This is a genomic window from Streptomyces sp. NPDC029152, assembly GCF_055564355.1.
Genome location: NZ_JBVHWR010000004.1, coordinates 327433 through 353815, shown reverse-complemented (window position 1 = coordinate 353815; position 26383 = coordinate 327433). Strand labels below are relative to the sequence as shown.

Here is a 26383-nt window from a genome sequence, read left to right as displayed (position 1 = left end):
GGGCCCGGCCCGGACGGGACACCGGCTTCCCGGACGCGCGCCCGGGCCGCTCAGCCGGCCCCGTCGCCGGAGCCGCCCTGTCCCTCGCCGGTCCCGTAGCGCCGCTCGAAGCGGGCGACGCGTCCCTCCGAGTCCACCGTCCGCGCCTTGCCCGTGTAGAAGGGGTGGCTCTCCGAGGAGATCTCCACGTCCACCACCGGGTAGGTCTCCCCGTCGTCCCACGCGATGGTCTCCTCGCTGGTCGCGGTGGACCGGGTGAGGAAGGCGTATCCGGCGGCGCGGTCGCGGAAGACGACGGGCCGGTAGTCGGGGTGCTTGTCCTGCTGCATGGCTGCTCCTCGTACGGCGCGGATCATCAAGGCGGCGGCGCGGGAACGCCGCGGCGGGTGGTGTCAGCCGGGCAGGGAGTCCTCGTCGACGATGTGCATCGCGGCCTCCTCGGCGGACGCCGCCGCGCCGTCGATGCCCACGTCGGTGGCGACCAGCGCCGGCTCCTCGTCCTCGTGCGTCCCCTCGTCGGGTGCCACGAGCCGGCCGGAACGGCCCGCGCCGACCTCGTTGTCCAGCAGTTCGCCGTCGGTACCCGCGGAGTCGCCCAGGCCGTCGCCGTCGGGGGCGGCCGGATCCGGCAGCTCCTCGGCGAGCCGCTGCTCCAGCGTCTCGCCCCGCTGACGCTCGGCGGCCGTCACACCGGTGTGCTCGACCGCCCAGGGGCGCTCGGGCGGGGACCAGCCCCGGTCGAGGGGGTCGTCGACGCCGTCGTACTCGAGGGTGTCCTCACCGTCGAGCAGCCCGGTGTCCTCCTTCTGCTCGGAACCGTCGGGCTGATAGACGTCATCTCCCCATCCGTCGGCGCTGTTCACGGGTACCTCCAGGGGGTGGGGGCCGTCCCCTTCTCACCGTGGACCGCGGCGGACCGCCGCGGCACGGGGCACAGGCGTCACCCGTCGCCGGACCACGCGGTTCCCGGGCCTTCCCCGAGCCGGTGCCTTCTCCCAGCCTTCCACCCCCGTTCGGGACCGCGCAACGGCACGGCCCCCGGCCGGGGCGGCTCCTCCGGCGCCTGTCCGGGAGCGCGGGGAACCGTGCGACCGGCCACGGACCACCCGCGGCCGCCGGCGACGGTCGAGCCCCACGGTCCCGCGCCCCTCGCCGCCCCGCCCGCCCCGCGGGGACCGGTGTGCCCCCGGGGCCGGGCGACGAGCGACGAGCGCCGGTCAGCCGTGCCACGACCGCCAGAGCGCCGCGTAGGCACCGTCCGCCGCGACCAGCTCGTCGTGACTGCCCAGCTCGCTGATCCTGCCGTTCTCGACGACGGCGATGACGTCCGCGTCGTGGGCGGTGTGCAGGCGGTGCGCGATCGCGACCACCGTGCGGCCGTCCAGGACACGGGCCAGGGACCGTTCGAGGTGGCGCGCGGCCCGCGGGTCGAGGAGCGACGTCGCCTCGTCCAGCACCAGGGTGTGCGGGTCGGCCAGCACCAGCCGGGCGAGCGCGATCTGCTGGGCCTGCGCCGGCGTGAGCGCGTACCCGCCGGAGCCGACCTCGGTGTCCAGGCCCTCGTCGAGCGCGCGGGCCCAGTCGTCCGCGTCGACCGCGCCCAGCGCCGCCCACAGCTCGGCGTCGGTGGCACCGGTGCGGGCGAGGCGGAGGTTGTCGCGCAGGGAGCCCACGAAGACGTGGTGCTCCTGGTTGACCAGCGCGACGTGCGAGCGGACGCGCTCGGCGGGCATCCTGGACAGTTCCGCGCCGCCCAGGGTGACGCTGCCGGCCCGGGGCCCGTAGATGCCGGCGAGCAGCCTGCCGAGCGTGGACTTGCCCGCGCCCGAGGGGCCCACCAGGGCCAGCCGCGTCCCCGGGGCGACCTCCAGCGAGACCTTGCGCAGGACGTCCACGCCCTCCAGGTAGCCGAAGTGCACCCGGTCCGCGTGCACGTGCCGCCCGTCCGGCGCCAGCGAGGCATCACCGGCGTCCGGCTCGATGTCCCGCACGCCCACCAGCCGGGCCAGCGACACCTGGGCCACCTGGAGCTCGTCGTACCAGCGCAGGATCAGCCCGACCGGGTCGACGAGCATCTGGGCGATCAAAGCGGCCGTGGTCAGCTGACCGACCCCGATCCACCCCCGCAGGACGAACACACCGCCGATCAGCAGGACGGAGGCGAGCACGGTCACGTGGGTGACGTTGATGACCGGGAAGAGCACCGACCGCAGCCAGAGCGTGTAGCGCTCCCAGGCGGTCCACTCCTTGATCCGGCGCTCCGACAGCTCGATGCGGCGGGCGTCGAGGCGGTGGGCCTCGACGGTGCGCCCGGCGTCCACGGTCTCCGCGAGCGCGGCGGCCACGGCGGCGTACCCGGCGGCCTCCGAACGGTAGGCGGAGGGGGCCCGGCGGAAGTACCAGCGGCAGCCGATCACCAGCAGCGGCACGGCGAGCAGCACCACCGGCGCGAGCGGCGGCGCGGTGACCGCGAGTCCGCCGAGCAGCAGCACCACCCACACCACGCCGATGGACAGCTGGGGCACGGCCTCGCGCATGGCGTTGCCGAGCCGGTCGATGTCCGTCGTGATCCGGGACAGCAGGTCGCCGGTGCCGGCCCGCTCCAGTACGCCCGGCGGCAGTCCGACCGACCGCACGAGGAAGTCCTCGCGCAGGTCGGCCAGCATCCGCTCGCCGAGCACGGCACCGCGCAGCCGCACCTCCCGCACGAACACGGCCTGGACGGACAGCGCCAGCACGAACAGCGTGGCGGTGAGCCCCAGGTGCAGCTCGCGGGCGCCGTCCGAGACGCGTTCCACGAGCCCGCCCAGCAGAGAGGGGCCCGCCATGGAGGCGACCACGGCGATGGTGTTGACGGTGACGAGCAGGAGGAAGGCCCGGCGGTGCCGGCGCAGCAGTTCGCCCGCGTAGGCGCGTACGGTCGCGGGGGCTCCGACGGGCAGGGTGCTCGCCGTCGTCGGGGCCGCCGGGTCGTACGACGGTGGCGCCACGCCGATCATGCCGTCTCCTCGATCTCTTCCAGTCGGTGCAGTGCGTCGCCGTCCAGCGGCTCGTCGAGACGGCCGCCGTCGCGCTCCGGCGCGTGCCCGGTCCGGTGTCCGGTGCGCCGCTCGGCGGTCTCCTCGTCGGTCTCGCGGGTGACGACGGCCCGGTACCGGGGTTCGGTGTGCAGCAGGTCCCGGTGGGAGCCCACCGCCGCCACCCGGTCGTCGTGCAGGAACACGACGCGCTCCGCGCGGTCCAGCAGCAACGGCGACGAAGTGAACACCACCGTCGTGCGCCCCGCGCGCAGGCCCCGCACCCCTTCCGCGATCCGCGCCTCGGTGTGCGAGTCGACCGCGGAGGTCGGCTCGTCCAGGACGAGCACCTCCGGGTCCGTGATCAGGGACCTGGCCAGGGCGAGCCGCTGGCGCTGGCCGCCGGACAGGGAACGCCCCCGCTCGGTGATGCGGGCGTCCATCGGATCGTCGGCGCCGAGCGACCCCTGCGCGAGCGCCGCCAGGACGTCCCCGCACCGGGCCGCGGCCAGCGCGTCCCCGGCGGCGACGGCGCCGGACGCGGGTACGTCGAGCAGTTCCCGCAGCGTGCCGGAGAGCAGCACCGGGTCCTTGTCCTGGACCAGGACGGCCGTGCGCGCGGAGTCCAGCGGCAGTTCGTCGAGCGGCACCCCGCCCAGCAGGGCCGAGGCGCCTTCCTGCGAGGGGTGCCCGCCCAGACGTTCCGCGAGGCGGCCGGCCGCGTCGGGGTCGCCGCAGACCACGGCGGTGAGCAGGCCCTTCGGCGCGAGCAGGCCGGTGGACGGGTCGTACAGGTCCCCGGCCGGCACCTCGGCGGCGCGCGTCCCGGCGGTGTCCGTGGCCCGCTCCAGCGCGAGCACGCGCGCGGCCCGCTTGGCGGAGGGGCGGGAGAAGGAGTACGCCATGGCGATCTCCTCGAAGTGCCGCAGAGGATAGGTGAGGATCATGACGGAGCTGTAGACGGTGACGAGTTCGCCGACGCCGATGCGGCCCTCGCGGGCCAGGTGCACGCCGTGCCAGACCACCGCGACCAGCAGCAGCCCCGGCAGCAGGACCTGGATCGCGGAGATCAGCGACCACATCCGGGCGCTGCGGACGGCCGCGCGGCGCACCTCCTGGGAGGCGCCGCGGTAGCGGTCGAGGAAGAGTTCCTCGCCGCCGATGCCGCGCAGCACCCGCAGCCCCGCGACCGTGTCCGAGGCCAGTTCGGTGGCGCGTCCCGCCTTCTCGCGCTGGACGTCGGCCCGCCGGGTGGCGCGGGGGAGCAGGGGCAGCACCGCGAGGGCCAGCACCGGCAGACCGGCCGCGACGACGATGCCGAGCGACGGCTCGTAGACGACCAGGCCGACGCAGACCAGCACGATGGTCACCGCCGCCGCGGTGAACCGGGACACGGCCTCCACGAACCAGCCGATCTTCTCGACGTCGCCCGTGGAGACGGCGACGACCTCGCCGGCCGCGACGCGACGGGTCAGGGCCGAGCCCAGCACCGCGGTCCTGCGGGCCAGCAGTTGCTGGACGCGGGCCGCGGCGGTGATCCAGTTGGTGACCGCGGAACGGTGCAGGAAGGTGTCGCCGAGCGCGTTGCCCACGCAGCACAGCGCCATGAGACCGCCCGCCGCGGCGAGCCGGGCGCCGGACCGGTCGACGACGGCCTGCACGGCGAGGCCGACGCAGAAGGGCAGCGCCGAGACGGAGGCGAAGTGCAGCAGGCCCCAGGCCAGCGACTTGAGTTGGCCACCCAGCTGGTTCCGGAACAGCCACCACAGGAATCGGGGACCCGAACGCGCGTCGGGCGCGCCCGGGTCGGGATACGGAAGGTCTTGGATCTGCATGACGTCCCAGGGGCTCGTGTCAGGGGGGTGCCGCGCAGCACGGCATCAAGAGGCTGCAAACCGTGAAAGGTTCGCGTCGCGGCGTGCCCAGAATCAAGCGGTTTTCCGCGATGGGGTACGAATCCGGCTGCGGTGCGTCGGAGAGGGCCGGCAGCCGGGGGCGGCGCACCGTCCGCAGCGGCCGGGAGCGTTCCGGGCGGCGAGTGCGACGATGGACCGATGCGAAACGGTGGAGCACGGCGTGCGGCGGCCGTGGTGATGGCGCTCGGGTCTCTGCTGGCGGCGCTGTCCGCCTGCGGCGGCGGGCCGTCCGGGCACGGCGCGAAGGCCGGTGCGAGCCGGCCCGCCGCCGGCGCGGCCGGCACGAGCGGTGTCCCGGCCGGCCCCACGCGGATCCCGGGTGTCGGCGACCGGTTGCGGCAGCGCATTCCCGCGCGGTCCCGTCAGGTCGTCGCGGTGTACGGCGAGGGCAAGGACTCCGCCGTCTCCACGGTCGTGCTGTACACGAAGCAGGGTTCCGTCTGGCACCGGGCCCGCAGCTGGGCGGCGCACAACGGCCGGAAGGGGTGGACGACCGACCACCACGAGGACGACAGGCGCAGCCCCGTGGGCGTCTTCACGCTCAGCGACGCGGGCGGCGTGCTCCCCGACCCGGATCCGGCCCCCGGCGCGGGGCTGCCCTACACACAGTCTCCCGCCTTCGCGGCGCCGCGCTCGTGGGCCAGACCGTACTGGCACGACTTCGACTACGTCATCGCCATCGACTACAACCGGGTCAAGGGCACGCCGCCGAACGACCCGACCCGTCCCGAGGGCGCGTCCAAGGGCGGTTCGATCTGGCTGCACATGGACCACGGCAGCGGCACGTCCGCCTGCGTCAGCCTCCCCGGGGCGGCGATGGAGTACCTGCTGCGCACGCTGGACCCGGACCGGCACCCCGTGGTGGTGATGGGGGACCGGGCGGAACTGGAGGCCTGACCGGCCGGGGGACGGCCCACCGCCTACGCCGCACCGGGCCCGCGTCCGCTCCCGGGTTCCGCACCGGGCCCGTCCACCAGGGTGTCCAGGAGGCCGCCGAGCACCGCGCGCTGCTCGTCCGTGAGCGGGGCGAGGATCTCCTCCGCGGCCAGTCGGCGTGCGCTGCGCACCTCCCGCAGGGCTGCGCGCCCGTCGTCCGTGAGCTCGATCCGGACCACCCGGCGATTGGCCGGGTCAGGGGCCCGGCGTACCTTCCCGGCCGCCTCCAGCCCGTCGACCAGCGTCGTGACCGCCCGCGGCACGACCTCCAGCCGCTCGGCGAGATCGGCCATGCGAGGCGGCGATCCGTAGTGCGCCAGGGTGCGCAGCAGCCGGGACTGGGCCGGTGTGATGCCGAGGCCGCGCTGTTCGAGATGGCGTTTCTGGACGCGGTGCACCCGGCGGGTGAGCCGCAGCAACTGCTCGGCGAGCGGGCCGTCGGGATCGGGGGCGGTCATGCGGGAACAATAACAGGACCACATTCATTGTGAGCATAGGTAACAATGAGCTGTGATCCGTCGTCCGCCGGGCCCGCGATCGGCGAAGCCCCGCCGGCCCTCCCGTTCCCCCCGTAGGAGCCCATGCACCCCGACCGTGAAACCAACTGGACGCCACCCGCCGACGCCGGGGAACAGCCCCGGCAGGTGCGTCGCATCCTGAAGCTCTTCCGTCCCTACCGAGGCCGTCTCGCGATCGTCGGACTGCTCGTCGGCGCCGCGTCGCTGGTCTCGGTCGCCACGCCCTTCCTGCTCAGGGAGATCCTCGACGTCGCGATCCCCGAGGGACGCACCGGCCTGCTGAGCCTGCTCGCCCTCGGCATGATCCTGGGCGCCGTCCTCACCAGCGTCTTCGGCGTGCTGCAGACGCTGATCTCCACGACGGTCGGCCAGCGCGTCATGCACGACCTGCGCACCGCCGTCTACGGCCGGCTCCAGCGCATGTCCCTCGCCTTCTTCACCCGCACCCGCACCGGCGAGGTCCAGTCCCGCATCGCCAACGACATCGGGGGCATGCAGGCCACCGTCACCTCCACGGCGACCTCCCTGGTCTCCAACCTCACCAGCGTGGTCGCGACGATCGTGGCGATGGTCGTCCTCGACTGGCGCCTGACCGTCGTCTCGCTCCTCCTCCTGCCGGTCTTCGTGTGGATCAGCCGCCGGGTCGGCCGGGAGCGCAGGAAGATCACCACCAGGCGCCAGAAGCAGATGGCGGCGATGGCCGCCACGGTCACCGAGTCGCTCTCCGTCAGCGGCATCCTGCTCGGCCGCACCATGGGCCGATCCGACTCGCTCACCCGCGCCTTCTCCGACGAGTCCGAGCGCCTGGTCGACCTGGAGGTCAGGTCGAACATGGCGGGCCGCTGGCGCATGGCCGTCATCACGATCGTCATGGCCGCCATGCCGGCCGTCATCTACTGGACCGCCGGCATCGCCCTCCAGTTCGGCGGACCGGACGTCTCCCTCGGCACGATCGTCGCCTTCGTCTCGCTCCAGCAGGGGCTGTTCCGGCCGACCGTGAGCCTGTTGTCGACCGGCGTCCAGATCCAGACCTCCCTCGCCCTCTTCCAGCGCATCTTCGAGTACCTCGACCTGCCGGTCGACATCACCGAACGGGACGAGCCCGTCCGGCTCGACCGGGTCAAGGGCGAGGTCCGCTTCGAGAACGTCGAGTTCCGCTACGACGGCAAGGGCGGCCCGGTCCTCGACGGCATCGACATCACCGTCCCCGCGGGCGGCAGCCTGGCCGTCGTCGGCCCGACCGGCGCGGGCAAGTCCACGCTCGGCTACCTGGTGCCGCGGTTGTACGACGTGACGGGCGGCCGGGTCACCCTCGACGGGGTCGACGTGCGCGACCTGGACTTCGACAGCCTCGCCCGGGCGGTCGGCGTCGTCTCGCAGGAGACGTACCTCTTCCACGCCTCGGTCGCCGAGAACCTGCGCTTCGCCAAGCCGGACGCCACCGACGCGGAGCTGGAGGCGGCGGCGCGGGCGGCCCAGATCCACGACCACATCGCCGCCCTGCCCGACGGCTACGACACGGTCGTCGGCGAACGCGGCCACCGCTTCTCCGGCGGGGAGAAGCAGCGCCTGGCCATCGCCCGCACCATCCTGCGCGACCCGCCCGTCCTCGTCCTCGACGAGGCGACCAGCGCCCTGGACACCCGCACCGAGGCCGCCGTGCAGGACGCCATCGACGCCCTGTCCGCCGACCGCACCACCATCACCATCGCGCACCGCCTGTCCACCGTCCGCAGCGCCGACCGGATCGTGGTCCTCGACTCGGGCCGCCTGGCCGAACAGGGCACGCACGAGGAGTTGCTGGCGCGGGACGGGCGCTACGCGGCCCTGGTGCGGCGGGACGCCCGACTGGAGCCGACAAGATGAAGATATGCCGGGTTTGCGGTGATGGGGAGGTTACCGTGCCCGCATGCAGATGAACACTCCGCGACGGAGCGCGAGGAGTCCGAGGGGCCTGAGAACCCCGAGATTCCCGAGAACCCCGGAGGTTCCCGGGACCGCCGAGGGGCAGGGTCGGGCTGACACGCCGGGGCCGCATCGCCCTGATCGCGGCCGGCGCCCTCGTCGCCGGAGCTGCTGTGACGGTGCCGCTGCTGATGACGGACGACGAGGGCGAGTCGCGGCCCACGTCCCTGGTGATCCCGGAGGGCCTGCGCGCGACCCAGGTCTACGAGGCCGTCGACAAGACCCTCGGCCTGCCCGTCGGCACCGCCAAGAAGTCCCTGGCCAGGGCCGACCTGAAGCTGCCGGAGGACGCCGGGGGCAACCCCGAGGGCTACCTCTTCCCGGCGGCCTATCCGCTCGGTGGGCAGCCGACCCCGGAGAGGCTGCTGGCGGCCATGGTGGACACGGCGAAGAAGAAGTTCCACGGCGCCCCGATCGCCGCGGGCGCCCGGCGCAACGCGCTGAACGTCTACCAGGCGCTCACCATCGCGAGCATCGTCCAGGCGGAGGCCGCGACCAAGGACGACATGGGCAAGGTGGCCCGGGTGATCTTCAACCGCCTGGAGCGCGGCATGCCGCTGCAGATGGACTCCACCATCAACTACGCCCTGGGCCGTTCCGCGCGCACGACGACCACCGAGGACACCCGGATCGACAGCTCCTACAACTCGTACCAGCGGATGGGCCTGCCGCCCACGCCCATCGGCAACCCGGGCGAGGGGGCGATGCGCGCCGCGATCGACCCGGCCCCGGGCGACTGGCTGTACTTCGTCACGGTCGAGCCCGGCGACACCCGCTTCACCGCCGACCGCGCCGAGCACGAGCGCAACGTCGCCGAGTCCGACCGCAACCGGCGCAGTTCCTCGCCCACGGCCGGTGCCGGGACCCGGTGATCCGGCGGGGCGTCACGCGGCGACCGGTTCCTCCTCGGCCAGCAGCCGCCTGATGTCCCGTACGGCCGCGCGTCCCGCCCGGTTGGCGCCGACGGTGCTGGCCGACGGCCCGTAGCCGACCAGGTGGACCCGCGGATCGGCGACCGCGCGCGTCCCCTCGACACGGATGCCGCCGCCCGCCTCCCGCAGCCGCAGCGGCCTCAGGTGCTCGATGGCGGCCCGGAACCCGGTGGCCCACAGGATGACGTCGGTGGACACCCGCCGGCCGTCGCCCCACTCGGCCCCGTCGGGTGTGATCCGGTCGAACATGGGCTGCCGGTCCAGCACGCCGGACTCCAGACCCGCGCGGATCGCGTCGTTGAGCGGCAGCCCGGTCACCGAGACCACGCTCTTCGGCGGCAGCCCCTGCCGCACCCGCTCCTCCACGAGCGCCACCGCCGCCCGGCCGGCGTTCTCGTCGAAGGGCCCCTCGCGGAACACGGGGGGCCGCCTGGTCACCCATGTGGTGGCCGCGGCGTAGGGGGCGATCTCCAGCAGGTGCTGCGTGCCCGACGCACCCCCGCCCACCACGATCACGCGCTGCCCGGCGAACTCCTCGGGCCCGGCGTACCGGGCGGTGTGCAACTGGCGTCCCCGGAAGGTCTCCTGGCCCGGGTAACGCGGCCAGAAGGGGCGGTCCCAGGTGCCGGTCGCGTTGATCAGCGCCCGCGTCGACCAGGTGCCGTCCGAGGTCTCCACGAGCAGCCGCCCGCCGCCGCCCTCGCGCACCGCGCGGACGTCGACGGGGCGCCTCACCCGCAGGTCGAAGGCGCGCTCGTACGCCGCGAAGTACTCGGCGACGACCGCGGAGGACGGCCGCCCCGGATCGGCGCCGGTCAGCTCCATGCCGGGCAGGGAGTGCATGCCGTGCACCTTGCCGTACGTCAGCGACGGCCAGCGGAACTGCCAGGCACCGCCGGGCCCGGGGGAGTGGTCGAGCACCACGAAGTCGCGCTCGGGCTCGAACCCGGTGCGGCGCAGGTGGTAGGCCCCGGCCAGTCCCGCCTGACCGGCTCCGACGACGACGACCTCGACCTCGCGTGTGCTGTTCACGTTTCTACCAACCTCTGACCCGCTCCCGGTCTTCCCGGCGACCCGCCGCTCTCACCCCTCACGCGCCGCGTGCGTCAGGATGGGGAGCATGTCAGACGCCTTCACCACCCGAGTCATCTCCCTCACCACCGGCTCCGCGGAGCGGGTCGCCGACATCACCGGTGACTGCGAGTCCTTCCTCCGCGAGGTGGCGGCCGGCCGGGACGGCCTCCTCAACGTCTTCGTCCCGCACGCCACCGCCGGGATCGCGATCATCGAGACGGGCGCGGGCAGCGACGACGACCTGCTGGCCGCGCTGCACACCCTGCTCCCGGCCGACGACCGCTGGCAGCACCGCCACGGCAGCCCCGGCCACGGCCGCGACCACGTCCTGCCCGCCTTCGTCCCCCCGCACGCCACCCTGCCGGTGATCGACGGCCGCCTGGAACTCGGCACCTGGCAGTCGGTGTGCCTGGTGGACACGAATCGCGACAATGCGAACCGTCACGTCCGTCTGTCGTTCTTCGGGTAGGGCTGTGTCTGTCGTCACCGCAGGAGTGAGTCCGGCCGCACCGGGCGAGAGAGCCCCAGCTCCGGGCAGGGCAGGGCGAGCGGTGCCGCGCGGCGATGTACGCCCGGGGAGGGCGTCACCCGCGAGGGACTCGGTGGGCCGGCTTCCTCCACGGCGGCGGCCGGAGCGTCGTCGCGCCGAGGTCCGAGCGGGGCAGTGACAGTCGCTCGTCGGCCCGCGGACCCGCCTCGCACAGCCGTGCCGGAAACCCCGTCGGCCTTCCGGTCGCACAGCACCTCGCCGGTGCCGCGATCGGTGCAGGGGGCGATCTGCGGGAAGGCAGTGCCCCGCACACCTGATGCAGGCCGAAAGCGCGAGCGGCACAAGAAAGTTGTTCGGGAGGGGCCGGGGATCCTGCGGTGCGGATGTGCCGCCGCCCGGGCGTGCGCGGGCCCGACCGTTGTCAGTGCCGGGGTCTAGCGTGATCGGTAACTGCTCATGAGGTGCCCGTGCAACGGGCGACGGGGAGGAACAGCGCCATGCACCAGGAAATCGCCGACGAGGACCGGTTCGAGATGCCCGCCGCCTGGCTGCGGGCCCTGCCCGTGCCCCGGGCCGCCGCGAAGCCGGCCGAGGACGCGGTGGAGAAGGCCGCTCGCCGCTACGCCCAGGAGGCGGCCTGGTTCGAGGAGATGTTCTCCTCCTCCGGCAGCGACCCGGAGCTGGTGAAGGAGGGCCGGGCCCACCGGGAGGGCAGTCCCTCTCCGCTCGGAGCCGCCGTGGAGATCGCCGTTGGCTGGCACTACACGATGGTGGACGTGCTCGTCGACGCCTGCGTGAGCGAACACGGCCTGCCGTTCGCCGCCCGTGCCGTCGTGGAGCTGGGATGCGTCGACCCCCATTACATGCAGGCGGGTTCCCGACGGTACGACGCGGCGCTGCGGAGGGCGACCGGTTACCGGACCTACTACGTGTGGGAGACCGCCGCCCGTGTCCGGGACCTGCTCGCGGCGGTCGACGAGGAGACCCGACGGCGGACCGTCGAGGCCCTCGCCGGCCTCCGGGACAGCGCCGAGCGCCGCATCGTGGTCTCCTACCTGGTACCCGAGGAGCATGCCTGGGTCGACGAGTGCTGCGACGGCCCGGTACCGAACGACTTCGCCCTGCGGCGCATGCTCCTTCTCTCCCTGTACCGGCCGGAGCAGATCGCCCGCATCGGCGAAGGAGCACAACTCGGCTGGAACGGCTGGAACCTCCCCCTGCTCGCCACCCTCGCGAACCGGCTCGGCCCCGCCGTCGGGTCCCTGCTGGAGGACGCGTTCGACGGAGCCTACGGATCCGACGGACACCGGGAGGTCGCGGGCTGGGCCGCCGAACTGCCCACCGACGACGCCTTCCGCCTGCTGCTGAAGAAGGGCGGCGACCGCAACGTCCGCCCCGCCCTGCTCGACGCCATGAACCGCTACCCGCGGCGGGCCCTGCGGCTGCTCTCCGCCGCCGCGGCGGGCGACAGCGAACAGGCCTCCCTCTCCCGGATGCTGCTGCCCCTGCACGTGGTGACCCACCCGGATCTCACGAAGGAGACGTTGCCCGCCCTGCCCGAGGCGTCCGCAGCCGTCGTCGCCCCGCTGCTGAAGCGGGGCGAACGGGACGCGGAAGCGCCTGCGGAGGCGCTCCCCGCCCTCCTGGTCGCCCCGCCGTGGACCCGGAAGCGCACCAGCCGCAAGGCCCGCGTGGCCCGCGACGTCCCCGGGGCGCCGCAGGCCGAGGTGGTCTGGAAGCCCGGGGAGCAGGAGGCCTGGGCGGCCACCGCCGTCGCCGAGACCCCCTGGTGGCGCGAGCACGACTGGTCCCGCGAGATCCAGCAGATGCAGCAGGGGACGTGGCGGGGCAACATCCACGCCGCCCGCCTCTTCGTCACCGGCCCCGAGGACGTCGTACGCCCGCTGCTCGACGCCTTCGCCCCCGAGCACGTCTGGGACACCGAGAGCCACCTCAGGCCCGTCGCCGCCCGCCACGGCCTGCACGCCCTGCCGATGCTGAGCCGGTTCGCCGCCCGCTACCCGGCCACCGCCTGCGGCCTGCTGCTGCCCTACCGCAGCGTCGAGGTGGCCCGGCAGATGGCCGAGTGGCTGGTGCGCCGCCAGTCGCTGAGGCCCACGGTCCTCGCCTGGCTCCGCCGCCACGGCCGGGCCGCGGCCGCCTTCCTCGTTCCCGACGCCGTCGGCCCGGCGGGCACGCCCCGCACCCACGCCGAACACGCCCTGCGGCAACTCGCCGCAGAGGTGGGCGCCGAGGCCGTGCGGGAGATCGCCGCCAGCTGCGGCGCCGAGGCCGGGGAGATCGTCGCCGACCTCCTCGCCGGCGATCCGCTGGAGGCCGCCCTCCCGGCGAAGATGCCGTCCCCCTGCACCTGGGCCGACCCCGCCCTGTTCCCGCAGATCCGGCTCACCGGCGGCCGCGGCGCCCTGCCCGCCGACGCCGTCCGCCACGTGACGACCATGCTGCAGATCTCCAAGCCCGGTGACGTCTACCCCGGCCTCGCCACCGTCATCGAGCACTGCGACGCCGGCTCCCTCGCCGAGTTCGCCTGGGCCCTCTTCACGACGTGGCGGTTCCACGGCATGCCGGCCAAGGACAGCTGGGCCCTCCACGCCCTCGGCCTCCTCGGCGACGACGAGACCGTCCGCCGTCTCACCCCCCTCGTGCGTGCCTGGCCCGGTGAGAACGCCCACCACCGGGCCGTCGAGGGCCTCACGGTCCTCGCTGCGATCGGCACCGACACCGCCCTGCGCCATCTGCACGGCATCTCCCAGCGTGTGCCCTTCAAGGCCCTCAAGAAGCGAGCCCGGGAGAAGATCGACGAGGTCGCCGAAGGGCTCGGTCTCACCACCGACCAGCTCGCCGACCGGCTGGTCCCCGACCTCGGCCTCGCCGACGACGGCAGCACCGTCATCGACTACGGCCCGCGCCGCTTCACCGTCACCTTCGACGAACAGCTCCGCCCCTGTGTCCGGGACGAGACCGGCAAGCTCCGCAAGGCCCTGCCGGCCCCGGGCGTCAAGGACGACCCGGAACTCGCCCCCGCCGAGCGCAAGCGGTTCGCCGCCCTCAAGAAGGAGGTCCGGACCATTGCCTCCGACCAGCTGCGCCGCCTGGAGGCCGCCATGGTCACCGGCCGCTCCTGGACCGCCGCCGAGTTCCGCGAACTGCTCGTCGAACACCCCCTTCTGCGCCACCTGGTGCGCCGCCTGGTCTGGCTCGGCGACGGCGACGGCACGGTGACCGCGTTCCGTGTCGCCGAGGACCTCACCCTCGCCGACGTCCACGACGACGCCTGGACCCTCCCCGCCGACGCCACCGTGCGCCTCGCCCACCCCCTCCACCTGGGAGACGAACTCGAGGCCTGGGCCGACCTCTTCGCCGACTACGAGATCCTCCAGCCCTTCCCGCAGCTCGGGCGCCCCGTGCACGCCTTCACCGACGCGGAGGCCGCCGGCCACCGGCTGACCCGCTTCGAGGGCGTCACCGTCCCCGTCGGCAAACTCCTCGGCCTCACCAAGCGCGGCTGGGAACGCGGCACGCCCGAGGACAACGGCGTGGAACGCTGGTTCTCCCGCCCGATCGCCCGCGACCGCCACCTGGTCATCGCCCTCGACGACGGCATCGCCGTCGGCATGGTCGACGCGTTCCCCGACCAGACCCTCGAGACCATATGGATCGACACCGCCCCCGGCGACTACTGGCGCAGCCACACCTACCCGCACCGCCTCGGCGAGATCGACCCCGTCATCGCCTCCGAGATCCTCGCCGACCTGACCGACATCACCGCCGAGTGAGCCCCGCCATGACCACAGTGAGCGACCCGCACCCGCCCCGCCTGCAGCGCCCGCCCGCAGAAGTGCGCCACGCCGGCGAACTCGCCGAGCTGCGTGCGGGGGACACCGACCCGCGGCCGCCCGGCTGGCAGCTCAGCCTCCGCGCCGCCCTCCGCTTCGTGGTCGGAGACCCCGAAGCCGGCATCAGCCGCAAGTTCGTCGGCAGCCCCTCGCTCGTCGAACGGGCCCTGGTGACCCTGGCCACCAACCGGGGCCTGATGCTCGTCGGCGAACCCGGCACTGCCAAGTCGCTGCTCTCCGAGCTCATCGCGGCGGCCGTCAGCGGCACCTCCACGCTCACTGTGCAGGGCGGCGCGGCCACCACCGAGGACCAGATCAAGTACTCCTGGAACTACGCCCTGCTGGTCTCCGAAGGCCCCTCCCGCCGCTCCCTGGTGCCCGCCCCCATGCTCCGCGGCATGGCCGAGGGACGCATCGTCCGTTTCGAGGAGATCACCCGCTGCCCCCTAGAGGTCCAGGACTGCCTGCTCTCCCTGCTCTCCGAACGCGTCGTCGCCGTCCCCGAACTCGACGGCGACGACGGCATGGTCTTCGCCCGCCAGGGCTTCAACGTCATCGCCACCGCCAACACCCGCGACCGCGGCGTCAATGAGATGAGCGCCGCGCTCAAACGCCGTTTCAACTTCGAGACGGTCTTCCCGATACCCGACCTCGACACCGAACTCGCCCTCGTCGAAGCCGAGTCCACCGCCCTGCTCCGCGAGTCCGGAGTCGAGCGGGCACCCGACCGGGACGTCCTCGAGGTGCTGGTCGGCACCTTCCGCGAACTGCGCGGCGCACCCGGCCAGGGCGACCGGCCCTCCGCAGTGATGAGCACCGCCGAAGCCGTCTCCACGGCCCACGCCGTCGGCCTGCGCGGCTGGTTCCTGCGCGGCGAGCCCGGCAACGCCGCCGACATCGTCTCCTGTCTCGCCGGCACCGCCGCCAAGGACAGCCCCGAGGACCTCGCCCGTCTGCGCCGCTTCCTCGAACAGCAGGCCCGCCTGCGCCGAGGCCCCCAGTGGCAGGCCCTCCACGAGGCCCGGCACCTGCTGGACCAACGATGAGCACCGCCCGCGTCACCTTCCTGGGGGTGCGCCACCACTCACCGGCCTGCGCCGGCCTCGTCCGCCGCACGATCCGCGAACTGCGCCCGGCGTACGTCCTGGTCGAGGGCCCCGCCGACATGAACGACCGGATCGGCGAACTGCTCCTCGGACACGAACTGCCCATCGCCGTCTTCAGCCACTACCGCGACACCGAACGGGTCGCCACCTCCTGGGCCCCGCTGTGCGCGTACTCCCCGGAATGGGTGGCACTCACCGAGGGCCGTGCCGCGGGCGCCGAGGTCCGGTTCATCGACCTGCCCGCCTGGCACCGCGCCTTCACCGACCGCCGCGACGGCGCAGCCAACCGCTACGCCGACGCCGAGGCCCGCTACAGCCGCGCCACCGAACGGCTCCGCGCCCGTCACCGGGTCGACACCGTGGACGCCCTGTGGGACCGCGTCGTCGAGATCGCCGATCCGGACGGCCTGCAGGACCGCCTGGACGCCTACTTCGCCCTGGTGCGCGGCGACACCGAGGCCGACGACGGGGACCGCGCCCGCGAGCAGTACATGGCCTCCTGGGTCCGTGCCGCAGTCGCACACGCCGGCAGCCGGCCGGTCCTGGTGGTGACCGGCGGCTTCCACCAGCCCGCCCTGCGCGCCCTCACCGCCGCCCCCGGCACGTCTCCGGGCGCGGAACCCGCCGCATGGCCCCCGGTGCCCGCCCCTCCCGAGGGGGCTACGGGCGGCAGCTTCCTGGTGCCCTACTCCTTCCGCCAGATGGACGCCTTCGCCGGCTACCAGTCCGGCATGCCGTCCCCCGGCTACTACCAGCACCTGTGGGACGAAGGCCCCGACGCGGCCGCGAAAACCCTCCGTCGCACCGTCGTGGAACGGCTCCGCGCACGCCGCCTCCCCGCCTCCACCGCCGCCCTGATCTCCGCCCACACCCTCACCGAAGGCCTCGCCGCCCTCCGCGGACACCCCCGCCCCGCCCGCGTCGACGTCCTGGACGGCCTCGCCGCCGCACTGATCACCGACGACCTCGACCAGCCGCTCCCCTGGAACACCGACGGCCCCCTGAGGCCCGGCGCCCACCCCGCCGTCGTCGAAGCGGTCGTCGCCTGCACCGGCGACCGCACCGGCCGCCTCCACCCCGACACCCCGCTGCCACCCCTGGTCCACCACGTGACCGCCGAGGAGATCCGCCTCGGCCTCGACGGCGACCGCACCCTCGACCTCGACCTCACCGACCCCCGAGGGCTCGAACGCAGCCGCTTCCTCCACCAGCTGCGCATCCTCGGCATCCCCGGCCACACCCGCCTCACCGGCCCCGACCACGGAGCCGACCCCCGCGACCACGAAACCTGGGAACCTCGCTCCCGCACCGGCCGCGACGCCGCACTGACCGAGGCCGGCGCCTACGGAGCCCGCCCCGACGAGGCCGCCGCAGCCCTCCTCGCCCGCCGTCTCCACGACACCGGTACAGCCGCCGACGCCGGGACCACCGCCGCCCTCCTCTTCGACGCCGTCCTCTGCGGAGCCGGAACCCTCTCCCGCGACCTCCTGGACGGCCTCGCCCACCGGATCCGTACCACCGCCGACCCCGGTCCCCTCGGGCGGGCCCTCGCCGTGGTCCTGGGCCTCTGGCGCCATGACCGCGTCTTCGGTACCGCCCGTGACCCGCTGCTCGGCACCGTCCTCGGCCACGCCGTCGACCGGCTCTTCCACCTGGTGGAGGGCCTCCACGGCGGCCCGCCCGGCGTCGACGTCCCCCGCCTGCGTGCCCTGACCGCCGCCCGCGACGCCCTCCTCCACGCCGCACCCGCCCTTGCTCTCACCCCGGAAACCGCCGCCGCGACCGCCGCCCGCATCGCCCGCGACCGGCACGCCCCCGCCGACCTGCGCGGCGCCGCCCTCGGCCTGCGCCGCGCTCTCGGAGCCCCGGCCGAACCCGCCGGCGAGGCCGAGGCGTTCGCCGTCGCGGCCGACCCCGCCGTCCTCGGCGACTGGCTGGCCGGCCTGCTCGCCCTCGCCCGCGAAGAAGTCCTGCGACCCGCCCCGAAGGGCGAACAGTCCCTGCTCGACACCCTGGACGGCGTCGTCACCACCATGACCGACGACGTCTTCCTCCACGCCCTGCCCGCCCTGCGCCAGGCCTTCGCCTTCTTCCCGCCCCGTGAACGCGAACGCGTCGCACAACTCCTCCTCGACCGCCGGAACCTGCGCGGCTCCGCCCGCACCCTGCTGCGCACCACCGCCGAGCCGCTGCTCCTCGCCCGTGCCGCGGCCCTCGAGGAACACACCGACCTCCTGCTCGACCGGCACGCCCTCGGAGCACCCCGATGACCCCCGACGACCCCCGCGCGGGACTGGAACGCTGGCGGCTGATCCTCGGCGCCCCCGCCGAACGCCGCACCGGCGGCCTCGACGGCCCGGACGCCGCCCGCGACGCCGCCCTCCAGTGGCTCTACGGCCGCGACGACGACCTCGCCCGCCGTGGTGAACGCCGCGGCACCGCCGACGGCCGGGAGGGCGGCGACGGCCCCTCCACGCTCGCCGTCGTCGACTGGCTCGACGACATCCACCGTCTCTTCCCCCGGGAGACGGTCGAACGCCTCGAGCGCGACGCCGTGGAGACCTACGGCATCGACGAGGTCGTCACCGATCCGGACGTTCTCCTCCGCGTGGAACCCAGCACCAGCCTGCTGCGGGCCGTGCTGCGCACCAAACACCTGATGGACCCGCAGGTCCTGGCCGCCGCCCGGCGCATCGTCGACGCCGTCGTGCGCGACCTGACCGAGCGGCTGAGGCCGGAGATCCGGCGCGCCCTCACCGGAGCCCGCTCCCGCCGCCCCAGCCGAATCCCCCGTGCCCGGAACTTCGACTTCAGGGCCACGATCCGCGCCAACCTCGCCCACTACCGGCCCGAGGACCGCCGCATCCTCATCGAGCAGCCGCACTTCCACTCCCGCACCCGCCGCCACATCGAGCAGTGGCAGCTGATCCTCCTCGTCGACCAGTCCGGCTCCATGGCCGGATCCGTGATCCACTCCGCCGTCACCGCCGCCTGCCTGTGGGGCCTGCCCGGACTGCGCACCCACTTGGTCGCTTTCGACACGCAGGTCGTCGACCTCACCTCCGACGTCACCGACCCCGTCGAACTCCTGATGAAGGTCCAGCTCGGCGGTGGCACCGACATCGCCCGCGCCGTCGACTACTCCGCCGGCCTCGTCGACAACCCGCGCCGCACGATCGTCGCCCTGATCACCGACTTCTACGAGGGCGGCGACGCCCACCGCCTGATACGCACCGTCCGCGACCTGACCGGACAGGGCGTCACCGTCCTCGGCCTCGCCGCCCTCGACGAGGAGGCCGCCCCCTCCTACGACCGCGTCCTGGCCGGCCGCCTCGCCGAGGCCGGCGCACACATCGGCGCCATGACCCCCGGCCACCTGGCCGAATTCGTCGCCGAGAGAATGGCCCACGGAGGACGAACGGCATGACCCGCACCGACCTGCTCGCCCTCACCCCCGACACCCTCGCCGCCCTCGCCAACCGCGGCCTGGTCAAACGCGCCGCCAAGGACCTCGACGCCGGAGCAGGCCCCGACCTGGACGTCACCGGCGACCACACCGTGCGCGGCCGCTTTCCCGACGGCACCGAGACCCGACTGCCGCCCGGCGTCACCCTGCAGGACGCCCGCTGCAGCTGCGAGGCCCACGGAGTCTGCCGCCACCGCATCGGCCTCGTCCTCGCCTACCAGCGCACCGCGACCGCGTCGGACACCCCGCCGCCTTTCACCGACTGGTCCCCCGGAAGCATCGACGACACCGCCCTCGCCGAGGCCTTCGGCCGTCCCGCCCTCACCGCGGCCCGTCGCACCCGCGACCGCGGCTACCGGGCCGTCCTCCACCGCCCCACCCCCGCCGACCCCGTTCCCGCCGCCGAACTCCCCGCCTGCACCGTCCGCTTCCCCGTGCCCCACCGCCCCGGCTTCGCCGTCACCGACGCCGCCGAGCCGCTGCGCGGCGCGACGGTCGTCCTCGCCGTCTGGGCCTTCCGAGCCGCCGACACCGAAGGCAGCGACCGAGTCACCGTCGAAGGAAAGGAAACAACCCCGGACAACGGCGACAGCTCCCACCGCGCGGCCATGGACCTCGTCGACGAACTCCTCGTCGACGGCGTCCCCCAGGCCGGCCCCGTCCTGGACGGAAACCTCCGCCGTGCCGCCGCCGCCCTCACGGCCGCCGGCCGCCACTGGCCCGCCGCGGCCCTCGAGGGGATCCGCCACCAGCTCGCCGAGCACGCCGTCCGCGGCGCCCGCCACGACCGCGAGACCCACGCCCTGCTCCTCGCCGAACTCCACGCCCGTCACCGCGCCGCCCCCACCGACCCCGCAGCCGTCCTCGGCACCGCCGAGACGGCCCGCACCGCCTTGCGCCGAGTCCGCCTCGTCGCCCTCGGCTGCCACGTCGGCGGCTCCGCCCGCGACCGCACCGCCGACGTCTTCTTCGCCCACCCCGATGCCGGTGTCGTCCTCGTTCTGCACAAACGCTGGGAGCTGCCCGACGGTCAGGCGCCCACCAACCGCGACCTCGGCTCCCGCAGGGTCCTCGGTACGAACCTGCGCACCCTTGCCGCCGCCAACGTGGTCAGCGAGGCCACCTCCCGCACAGCCGGCCGCGCCGTGGAGATCTCCCGCGGCCGGATCGCCACCACGTCCGTCACCCCCGTCGGCACCGCCTGGGACGACCTGCCGCCCGGGCTGCTGGTCACCGACCTCGCCGCCCAGTTCCCCGCCCCCGGCACCCTCCCTCCCCGCCTCGTCCGCCCTCGGGTGGAGGCCGAGTCCGTGCGCGTCCTCGCCGTCGCGGAGGCCGGACCCGTGCGGTACGACCCGGCCGCACAGCGTCTCGAAGCCGTCCTTCACGACCCGGCCGGCAACGAGGCCCTGCTGAGCACCGCGCACAACCCCCACTGCCCCGGCAGCCTGGACGCCGTGGCCGACGCCCTCGCCTCCGGCACCGTCGACCGGATCAGCGGTTCCCTCCGCCACGACCGGGACAGGGTCCTCCTCGCCCCTCTCGCCGTCCGCGCCCCCCGCGGCGTCCTCGTCCCCGACCTCGCCCCCGGCGACGGCGGCACCGCCCTCCCCGTCGCCCCGCGCCCCCCGGACGACCCCCTCGCCACCGCCCTGGAACAGGCCCTCGCCGCCCTCGCCGAGGCCGCCCACCACGGTCTGAAGAACCTGACCGCCACCGACCACGACGTCCTCGAATCAGCAGCCGCCCTCCTGCACCGAACCGGCTTCCACACCACCGCGGACGAGGTCTCCGCTGTGACGACCACCCTCCGCGCCCACGGCCCGGCCCCCGCCACTTCTCACTGGCACACCGCCGTCATCCGCCTCGCCACAACCCTGGAACTCCACCGGACCGGCCCGTACGCATCGCCGTGACGGGAGACGACGGTCCGGCGGTGAGGCGGCCGTCGTCGCGGTGATCACGTCGTGGTCGCGGGACCCGCGCCCCGTCCGGCGGATTCACCGGGCCGCGTGCGCGGTCCGACGCGGACCGTGGCGTACGCGTACGCCTCGCCCTGTCGCGGCGCGCGGTTCCAGGAGCGGGTGGTCAGTTCGGGCAGGACCCCCTCGGCCAGGGCGAGCCGGGGGAGGGCGAGGCCGAACTCGGCCTCCACGGCGGCCAGCAGGCGCTGTTCGTGTGCGTCCTCGCCGACGCCGTCGAGGATCCGTCGCGGATCGAGCGTCCCGGGGACCGGTCCCGAGCGCTCGACGTCGGCGCCCCGCAGCGTGAACGCGTACAGCTCCTCGCCGTGCCGGGCGACCGACAGGTGGAACACCGACAGGCCGCCGGGCCGGGCCCTGCGCGCCCACAGCACCACCGCGCGCCCGCCGCGCGAGGCGGCCGCGGCCGGGGAGACGAAGAAGTTCCCGACGGGCGACGTGCGCGGAGCCGTGTCGAAGCCGAACGCCCACCCGGTGCCCGTCCGGCCCACCGACACCACGGCCCGGTCCTCCCACGGCGCCAGGTCCTTTCGCGGCCGGGCGCCGTGCGGGGCCCACGGGTCCCTGCGGCCGGGCGGAGCGGTCAGGCCCGCGCACCCGTCCTCCCCGATCAGGGAGGGCAGCGCCTCCGGTTCCGCGCCCTCCACCCACAGGCACCGGTAGGAGTCGTGCGGCGGGTTCCACCGGGGCGTGTCCGCGAGCCAGCGCAGTCCGGGCGGGTCCAGGTCCGGCACCGGGTCCGGCAGGGTGCCCGACCGGCCGGCGCGGGGCGTGGCCAGCAGTTCCCTGCCGCGCTCCGGTGTCACCACCGGCCCCAGCACGGGATCCGCGAGCAGTCCGAGCGGCGCCAGCAGGTCCGGTCCCGGCGGCGACCACGACGGCAGTGCGGCGCGGATCACCCGCCAGGCTCCGTCCGTGTCCCCCCACCTCGCCGCCTCCCGTGCCTCGGCCACCGCGCGGCCGAAGTCCCCGTCCGGCGCGTAGCGGAAGGAGCGGTCGCGCACCTGGGCGAGGACCGCGTCGGCGGCGGCCTGTACGGCCGCGTCGGCCTCGGTGCCCAGCACCAGCCGGTCGGCGAAGGTACCGTGACGGTGCTGTGCCAGGTGGGCGGTGGCCATCACCGGCACCAGCTCGTCCGTGTAGCGCGGATCGGCCACGAGGGTGCCGAAGCCGTGACCGTGGCCCCCGCGCGAGAGTGTCTCGATCTGCCGCGACAGGCCCCACGCGGACGGCCGCCCGTAACGCGACGCCTCGGTCAGCAGCTCGAGGGCGCTTTCCCACCGCCCGCCCAGGGCTTCCTGCCGGGCGCGCTCGACATCGGCGTCCAGGGCGCGTGTGGTGGCGTTCACGAAGTCCGGACGGCCCGCGCGGTCCGCGTGGAAGTCCCGGTACGCCTCTTCCATGTAGGCGCGGAACGACGGGTACCGGTCCGGGAGCTCGCCGCTCCACCCCTTGTACACGTACAGCGCCCACTCGCCGTCCTCGTCGGTGTCGCCCGGGTCCAGCAGGGCGTACGACATGTCCGAGTCGGTCTCCAGCCGGAGCGCTCGTTCCCACATCCCGGCCAGCGTCACCTCCCGTTCGGTCGAACGCTCGGTCAGGGACCGGCGGTAGATCTCGGTCATGCCGAACGGATCCCCGAACCAGCCGATCTCGTGGACCTTGCCCAGCCGGTGGATCGACGCCGTGCCGTCGACGCGCCAGCCGTTGCTGACCTCGAGGAAGCCCCGGTAGGACGGAGGCAACCGGGTGCCCAGGCGTTCCTCGGCCGCGGCGATCTCCTCCCGCGACGCGGGCGGTGCGGCGAGGGCCATGTCGGCGAGGGCGACACCGCCCTCCTCCATGTCCTCCAGGTCGTCCTCGCCGGGTATCCACTCCTCTTGCCAACGGCCCAGGAACTCATGCCAGTCGAAGCGGCTCTCGTTCATGGGCCGAGTGTGGCACCCGCCTCTGACAAGGGGCCCGCACCCGCCTGCGGCAGCGGGCCGGCCGACGCCGTCAGGCCTCGGCCCGCTCCCGCTTGCGCACCACTACCCGCCGCAGCAGCGGCCACGCCAGCAGCAGCACGATCACCCCGTACACCGTCACCGCGAACGGCGTGTTCACCAGTCCCGTGGCGCTGCCGTCGCTGATCTGCAGGGCACGGCGCAGCTGCTGCTCGGCGTTGGGGCCGAGGATGACGCCGATCACGGCCGGCAGGACCGGCAGCCCGTAGCGCCGCATGCCGAAGCCGACCAGGCCGATGACCAGCAGGATCACCAGGTCGACGACCTCGCCCCCGACGGCGTACGCGCCGACCGCCGCGAAGAACATGATCCCCGCGTAGAGGTAGGGCCGCGGGATGCGCAGCAGCTTGGCCCACACCGGTGCCAGCGGCAGGTTGAGCGCGAGCAGGAGCACCATGCCGACGAAGAGGGAGGCGATCAGGCCCCACACCAGCTCGGGCTCGCGCTCGAAGAGGAGCGGGCCGGGCTGGATGCCGTACTGCTGGAAGGCGGCCAGCATGACCGCGGCGACGGCCGTGGTCGGCAGCCCCAGGGTCAGCATGGACACCAGCGTGCCCGCCGCCGAGGCCGACGCCGCCGACTCGGGGCCGGCCACGCCCTCGATGGCGCCCTTGCCCCACTCGTCCTTGTGCCTGGACAGGCGCTTCTCCGTCACGTACGACAGGAACGTGGGGATCTCCGCGCCGCCCGCCGGGATCGCGCCGAACGGGAAGCCGATGAACGGGCCGCGCAGCCACGACTTCCACGTGCGCCGCACGTCGCCGCGACCGAGCCAGGGCCGTCCCACCGGGATCGGCTCCGCCGCCCCGCGCCGCAGATGCGCCGCCACCCACAGCGCCTCGCCGATCGCGAAGAGACCGACCGCGACGATCACCACGTCGATGCCGTCGGCGAGTTGCAGCGAACCGAAGGTCAGCCGCTGCTGGCCGGTCATCTGGTCCAGGCCCACCAGACCGATCGTCAGTCCGATCAGCAGGGACGCCAGGCCCCTGATCCGGGACGAGCCCAGCACCGAGGTCACCGCGATGAACGCCAGCACCATGATGGCGAAGTAGTCCGGCGCGCCGATGTCCACCGCCAGGTCGGCCACCGTCGGCGCCAGCGCCACCAGCAGGGTCGTGCCGATCATGCCGCCCGCGAAGTGACCGATGGCGGCGGCGGCCAGCGCCTGGGCGCCCCGCCCCGCCTTGGCCATGGGGTTGCCCTCCATGGCCGCGACCACCGCGGCGCTCTCGCCGGGGGTGTTGAGCAGGATGGAGGTCGTCGAACCGCCGAACATCGCGCCGTAGTAGATGCCCGCGAACATGATGAACGCGGCGACCGGGTCGAGGCCGTACGTCACCGGCAGCAGCAGTGCCACGGCCATCGCGGGGCCGATGCCGGGCAGTACGCCGATGGCCGTGCCGAGCAGGACGCCCAGGGCGGCCCACAGCAGGTTGACCGGGGTGAGGGCCGTGCCGAAGCCGTCCAGGAGGGAGTCGAGGGCGTTCATGTCACAGCACTCCCATCAGCGGACCGCCGGGCAGCGGCACTCCGAGAAGCTTGTCGAAGACGACGTAGGTGATCAGGGACAGCACCGCGGCGATCAGCGGATCGCGGTCGACGCGCCGGCTGCCGAGCGCGAAGGCGGCGCCCCAGAACAGCAGCGCGCCCGCGACGGGGAAGCCGGCCGGCTCGATCAGCACGGCCGCGCCGAGGAAGATCCCGGCGAGCAGCAGCACCGTGCGCCAGTCGGCCGGTTCGGACAGGTCGACGTCCTCGCCGCCCTCCGCCTCGCCCCGGCCGCCGCGCAGGACGTCCACGGCGAGCAGCGCGGCGATCACCAGCAGGCCCGCGCCGACGACGACGGGGACCGTCCTCGGGCCGACCGGCCCCCGCTGGGTGAGGTCGACGTCCATGGTCAGCGCGTCGGTCAGCACCAAGGCGCCGAGCGCCAGCAGCAGCGCGCACACGCCCAGTTCGGAGTGGTCGCGCAGCCACGAACGCCGCTCGGCGGCCGGCTCGGTGGACGCTTCGGTCCGCGTCGTCACAGTCCCAGCTCCTTCAGCACCGACACCACGCGCTTGTCCTGGGCGTCCAGGAACGCGCCGAACTCCTCTCCCGTCAGGAAGGCGTCGTCCCAGCCGTTCTGCTCCAGGGACTTCTTCCACTCGGGGGAGCCGTGCAGTTCCTCGACCAGGCGGGTCAGCTTGCTCCGCTCCGCGTCGGTCAGGCCGGGCGGGGCCACGATGCCGCGCCAGTTGGTGAAGTCCACGTCGTAGCCGGACTCCTTCAGCGTCGGGGCGTCCTCGAGGTCGTCCACCCGCTCGGGGCCCGTCACCGCGAGCACCCTCAGCTCGCCCGCCTTGATCTGGTCCAGGTACTCGCCGACGCCGGAGACCCCGAAACCGACCTTGTTGCCGAGGATCGAGGCGAGCAGCTCACCGCCCCCGTCGAAGGGGATGTAGTTGACCGACCTGGGGGAGATCCCGGCGGCCCGCGCCATCAGCATCGGCGCGAGGTGGTCGGGCCCGCCCGGGGAGGAGCCACCACCGACGGGGATCTTGCCCGGGTCCTTCTTCCAGGCGGTGATCAGCTCGTCGATCGTCCGGTACGGGGAGTCCTTGCCGACCACGACGACGTCCTGCTCCTCGGTGAGCCGTGCGATCGGCGTGGTGTCGGCGAGGGTCTTCGGCGCGTGGTTGGAGCGGGCGGCGCCCACGACGCCGAGGCCCATGGACATGGCGAGCTTGCCGTTGCCGTGCTCGCTCACCAGCCGGCTCAGACCCACGGTGCCGCCCGCGCCGGGCAGGTTGAACACCTCGATGTTGTGGGTGAGTCCGGCGTCCTCGGCGTTCTTCGCGGCGGTGCGGGCGGTGATGTCGTAGCCGCCGCCCGGCGTGTTGGGGACCATGAAGCGCAGGCCGGGGATCTGGGTGCCGGTCCCGGACTCGCTGCCCGTCGAGAGCAGCGGGGGACCGGCGAGGACGAGCACGGCGGCCCCGAGCAGAGCGAGGGGGGTGCGCAGGCGCACGAATGCCACCACCTGTCGGTTGGGTAGGTCGGTACGGGGAGCCCTGTGGGGGAGGGTGACGTGGGCCACATGGTGCCCGCGGTCCGGCGGTGTGTCCTCCTTGCG

General features: G+C 74.0%; 19 protein-coding genes. 9 read left to right on the top strand and 10 right to left on the bottom strand.

Going from position 1 to position 26383, the window contains the following annotated elements; all coding sequences use genetic code 11:
• Positions 1–50 precede the first annotated feature (50 nt).
• The 4 genes from ACZ4V6_RS11095 to ACZ4V6_RS11080 all read right to left on the bottom strand — a co-directional run bounded on the left by ACZ4V6_RS11095 (position 51) and on the right by ACZ4V6_RS11080 (position 4852).
• A complete protein-coding gene (locus ACZ4V6_RS11095; protein ID WP_467825095.1) occupies positions 51–329 on the bottom strand; it encodes a type B 50S ribosomal protein L31 in 279 nt (92 codons plus the stop codon).
• A 63-nt stretch (positions 330–392) separates the two neighbouring features.
• Positions 393–863, bottom strand: a complete 471-nt coding sequence (locus ACZ4V6_RS11090) for a DUF5709 domain-containing protein (RefSeq protein ID WP_467825090.1) — start codon at positions 861–863, stop codon at positions 393–395.
• Between the two features lie 354 nt (positions 864–1217).
• Positions 1218–2999, bottom strand: coding sequence for an ABC transporter ATP-binding protein (locus ACZ4V6_RS11085; RefSeq protein WP_467825088.1), 1782 nt, complete (start codon positions 2997–2999; stop codon positions 1218–1220).
• Positions 2996–4852: an ABC transporter transmembrane domain-containing protein gene (locus ACZ4V6_RS11080; protein ID WP_467825086.1), complete on the bottom strand. Its 1857-nt coding sequence runs from the start codon at positions 4850–4852 to the stop codon at positions 2996–2998. The genes ACZ4V6_RS11085 and ACZ4V6_RS11080 overlap by 4 nt, the downstream gene beginning before the upstream one ends.
• Before the next feature lie 219 nt (positions 4853–5071).
• On the opposite strand from ACZ4V6_RS11080, the gene ACZ4V6_RS11075 reads away from it, so the two are divergent.
• Positions 5072–5830, top strand: a complete 759-nt coding sequence (locus tag ACZ4V6_RS11075) for a hypothetical protein (RefSeq protein WP_467825084.1) — start codon at positions 5072–5074, stop codon at positions 5828–5830.
• 23 nt (positions 5831–5853) lie between these two features.
• On the opposite strand, the gene ACZ4V6_RS11070 is transcribed toward ACZ4V6_RS11075, so the two are convergent.
• Positions 5854–6327, bottom strand: coding sequence for a MarR family winged helix-turn-helix transcriptional regulator (locus ACZ4V6_RS11070; RefSeq protein ID WP_467825082.1), 474 nt, complete (start codon positions 6325–6327; stop codon positions 5854–5856).
• Between the two features lie 123 nt (positions 6328–6450).
• On the opposite strand from ACZ4V6_RS11070, the gene ACZ4V6_RS11065 reads away from it, so the two are divergent.
• Together ACZ4V6_RS11065 and mltG are read left to right on the top strand one after the other, a co-directional pair.
• Positions 6451–8253, top strand: coding sequence for an ABC transporter ATP-binding protein (locus ACZ4V6_RS11065; protein WP_467825080.1), 1803 nt, complete (start codon positions 6451–6453; stop codon positions 8251–8253).
• 212 nt (positions 8254–8465) lie between these two features.
• Positions 8466–9224, top strand: a complete 759-nt coding sequence (mltG, locus tag ACZ4V6_RS11060; protein WP_467825077.1) for an endolytic transglycosylase MltG — start codon at positions 8466–8468, stop codon at positions 9222–9224.
• A 12-nt stretch (positions 9225–9236) separates the two neighbouring features.
• On the opposite strand, the gene ACZ4V6_RS11055 is transcribed toward mltG, so the two are convergent.
• Positions 9237–10316, bottom strand: coding sequence for an NAD(P)-binding domain-containing protein (locus tag ACZ4V6_RS11055; RefSeq protein ID WP_467825075.1), 1080 nt, complete (start codon positions 10314–10316; stop codon positions 9237–9239).
• Between the two features lie 88 nt (positions 10317–10404).
• Between ACZ4V6_RS11055 and ACZ4V6_RS11050 the strand changes: the two genes are divergently transcribed.
• The 6 genes from ACZ4V6_RS11050 to ACZ4V6_RS11025 all read left to right on the top strand — a co-directional run bounded on the left by ACZ4V6_RS11050 (position 10405) and on the right by ACZ4V6_RS11025 (position 21193).
• The gene (locus ACZ4V6_RS11050; RefSeq protein ID WP_467825073.1) at positions 10405–10827 is read left to right on the top strand and encodes a secondary thiamine-phosphate synthase enzyme YjbQ; all 423 of its coding nucleotides are present in this window, start codon (positions 10405–10407) and stop codon (positions 10825–10827) included.
• Positions 10828–11345: 518 nt separating this feature from the next.
• On the top strand, positions 11346–14645 hold the full coding sequence (locus ACZ4V6_RS11045; RefSeq protein WP_467825070.1) for a DUF4132 domain-containing protein: 3300 nt from the start codon (positions 11346–11348) through the stop codon (positions 14643–14645).
• 8 nt (positions 14646–14653) lie between these two features.
• Positions 14654–15751, top strand: coding sequence for an ATP-binding protein (locus tag ACZ4V6_RS11040; RefSeq protein WP_467825068.1), 1098 nt, complete (start codon positions 14654–14656; stop codon positions 15749–15751).
• On the top strand, positions 15748–18081 hold the full coding sequence (locus ACZ4V6_RS11035) for a DUF5682 family protein (protein WP_467825066.1): 2334 nt from the start codon (positions 15748–15750) through the stop codon (positions 18079–18081). Before ACZ4V6_RS11040 ends, ACZ4V6_RS11035 begins: the two co-directional genes overlap by 4 nt.
• Positions 18078–19238, top strand: coding sequence for a VWA domain-containing protein (locus ACZ4V6_RS11030; RefSeq protein WP_467825063.1), 1161 nt, complete (start codon positions 18078–18080; stop codon positions 19236–19238). The genes ACZ4V6_RS11035 and ACZ4V6_RS11030 overlap by 4 nt, the downstream gene beginning before the upstream one ends.
• Positions 19235–21193: a hypothetical protein gene (locus tag ACZ4V6_RS11025; protein ID WP_467825060.1), complete on the top strand. Its 1959-nt coding sequence runs from the start codon at positions 19235–19237 to the stop codon at positions 21191–21193. The genes ACZ4V6_RS11030 and ACZ4V6_RS11025 overlap by 4 nt, the downstream gene beginning before the upstream one ends.
• Positions 21194–21237: 44 nt before the next feature.
• On the opposite strand, the gene ACZ4V6_RS11020 is transcribed toward ACZ4V6_RS11025, so the two are convergent.
• From ACZ4V6_RS11020 to ACZ4V6_RS11005, 4 genes are all read right to left on the bottom strand, one after another.
• Positions 21238–23187, bottom strand: a complete 1950-nt coding sequence (locus ACZ4V6_RS11020; protein ID WP_467825058.1) for an SMI1/KNR4 family protein — start codon at positions 23185–23187, stop codon at positions 21238–21240.
• 70 nt (positions 23188–23257) lie between these two features.
• Positions 23258–24757: a tripartite tricarboxylate transporter permease gene (locus tag ACZ4V6_RS11015; RefSeq protein ID WP_467825055.1), complete on the bottom strand. Its 1500-nt coding sequence runs from the start codon at positions 24755–24757 to the stop codon at positions 23258–23260.
• A 1-nt stretch (position 24758) separates the two neighbouring features.
• Entirely contained in the window at positions 24759–25295 is a 537-nt protein-coding gene (locus tag ACZ4V6_RS11010; protein WP_467825052.1) for a tripartite tricarboxylate transporter TctB family protein, read from the bottom strand.
• Positions 25292–26278 (bottom strand): Bug family tripartite tricarboxylate transporter substrate binding protein, encoded by a 987-nt coding sequence (locus ACZ4V6_RS11005; RefSeq protein WP_467825620.1) that lies wholly within the window; start codon positions 26276–26278, stop codon positions 25292–25294. The genes ACZ4V6_RS11010 and ACZ4V6_RS11005 overlap by 4 nt, the downstream gene beginning before the upstream one ends.
• Positions 26279–26383: the final 105 nt, after the last annotated feature.

Excerpts from the sequence above, each read along its gene's own strand:
- ACZ4V6_RS11095 (WP_467825095.1), bottom strand. The coding sequence starts at position 329 with ATGCAGCAGGACAAGCACCCCGACTACCGGCCCGTCGTCTTCCGCGAC.
- ACZ4V6_RS11035 (WP_467825066.1), top strand. The coding sequence starts at position 15,748 with ATGAGCACCGCCCGCGTCACCTTCCTGGGGGTGCGCCACCACTCACCG.
- ACZ4V6_RS11050 (WP_467825073.1), top strand. The coding sequence starts at position 10,405 with ATGTCAGACGCCTTCACCACCCGAGTCATCTCCCTCACCACCGGCTCC.
- ACZ4V6_RS11025 (WP_467825060.1), top strand. The coding sequence starts at position 19,235 with ATGACCCGCACCGACCTGCTCGCCCTCACCCCCGACACCCTCGCCGCC.
- ACZ4V6_RS11040 (WP_467825068.1), top strand. The coding sequence starts at position 14,654 with ATGACCACAGTGAGCGACCCGCACCCGCCCCGCCTGCAGCGCCCGCCC.
- ACZ4V6_RS11030 (WP_467825063.1), top strand. The coding sequence starts at position 18,078 with ATGACCCCCGACGACCCCCGCGCGGGACTGGAACGCTGGCGGCTGATC.
- ACZ4V6_RS11080 (WP_467825086.1), bottom strand. The coding sequence starts at position 4,852 with ATGCAGATCCAAGACCTTCCGTATCCCGACCCGGGCGCGCCCGACGCG.
- ACZ4V6_RS11020 (WP_467825058.1), bottom strand. The coding sequence starts at position 23,187 with ATGAACGAGAGCCGCTTCGACTGGCATGAGTTCCTGGGCCGTTGGCAA.
- ACZ4V6_RS11065 (WP_467825080.1), top strand. The coding sequence starts at position 6,451 with ATGCACCCCGACCGTGAAACCAACTGGACGCCACCCGCCGACGCCGGG.
- ACZ4V6_RS11045 (WP_467825070.1), top strand. The coding sequence starts at position 11,346 with ATGCACCAGGAAATCGCCGACGAGGACCGGTTCGAGATGCCCGCCGCC.
- ACZ4V6_RS11085 (WP_467825088.1), bottom strand. The coding sequence starts at position 2,999 with ATGATCGGCGTGGCGCCACCGTCGTACGACCCGGCGGCCCCGACGACG.
- ACZ4V6_RS11075 (WP_467825084.1), top strand. The coding sequence starts at position 5,072 with ATGCGAAACGGTGGAGCACGGCGTGCGGCGGCCGTGGTGATGGCGCTC.
- ACZ4V6_RS11015 (WP_467825055.1), bottom strand. The coding sequence starts at position 24,757 with ATGAACGCCCTCGACTCCCTCCTGGACGGCTTCGGCACGGCCCTCACC.
- ACZ4V6_RS11070 (WP_467825082.1), bottom strand. The coding sequence starts at position 6,327 with ATGACCGCCCCCGATCCCGACGGCCCGCTCGCCGAGCAGTTGCTGCGG.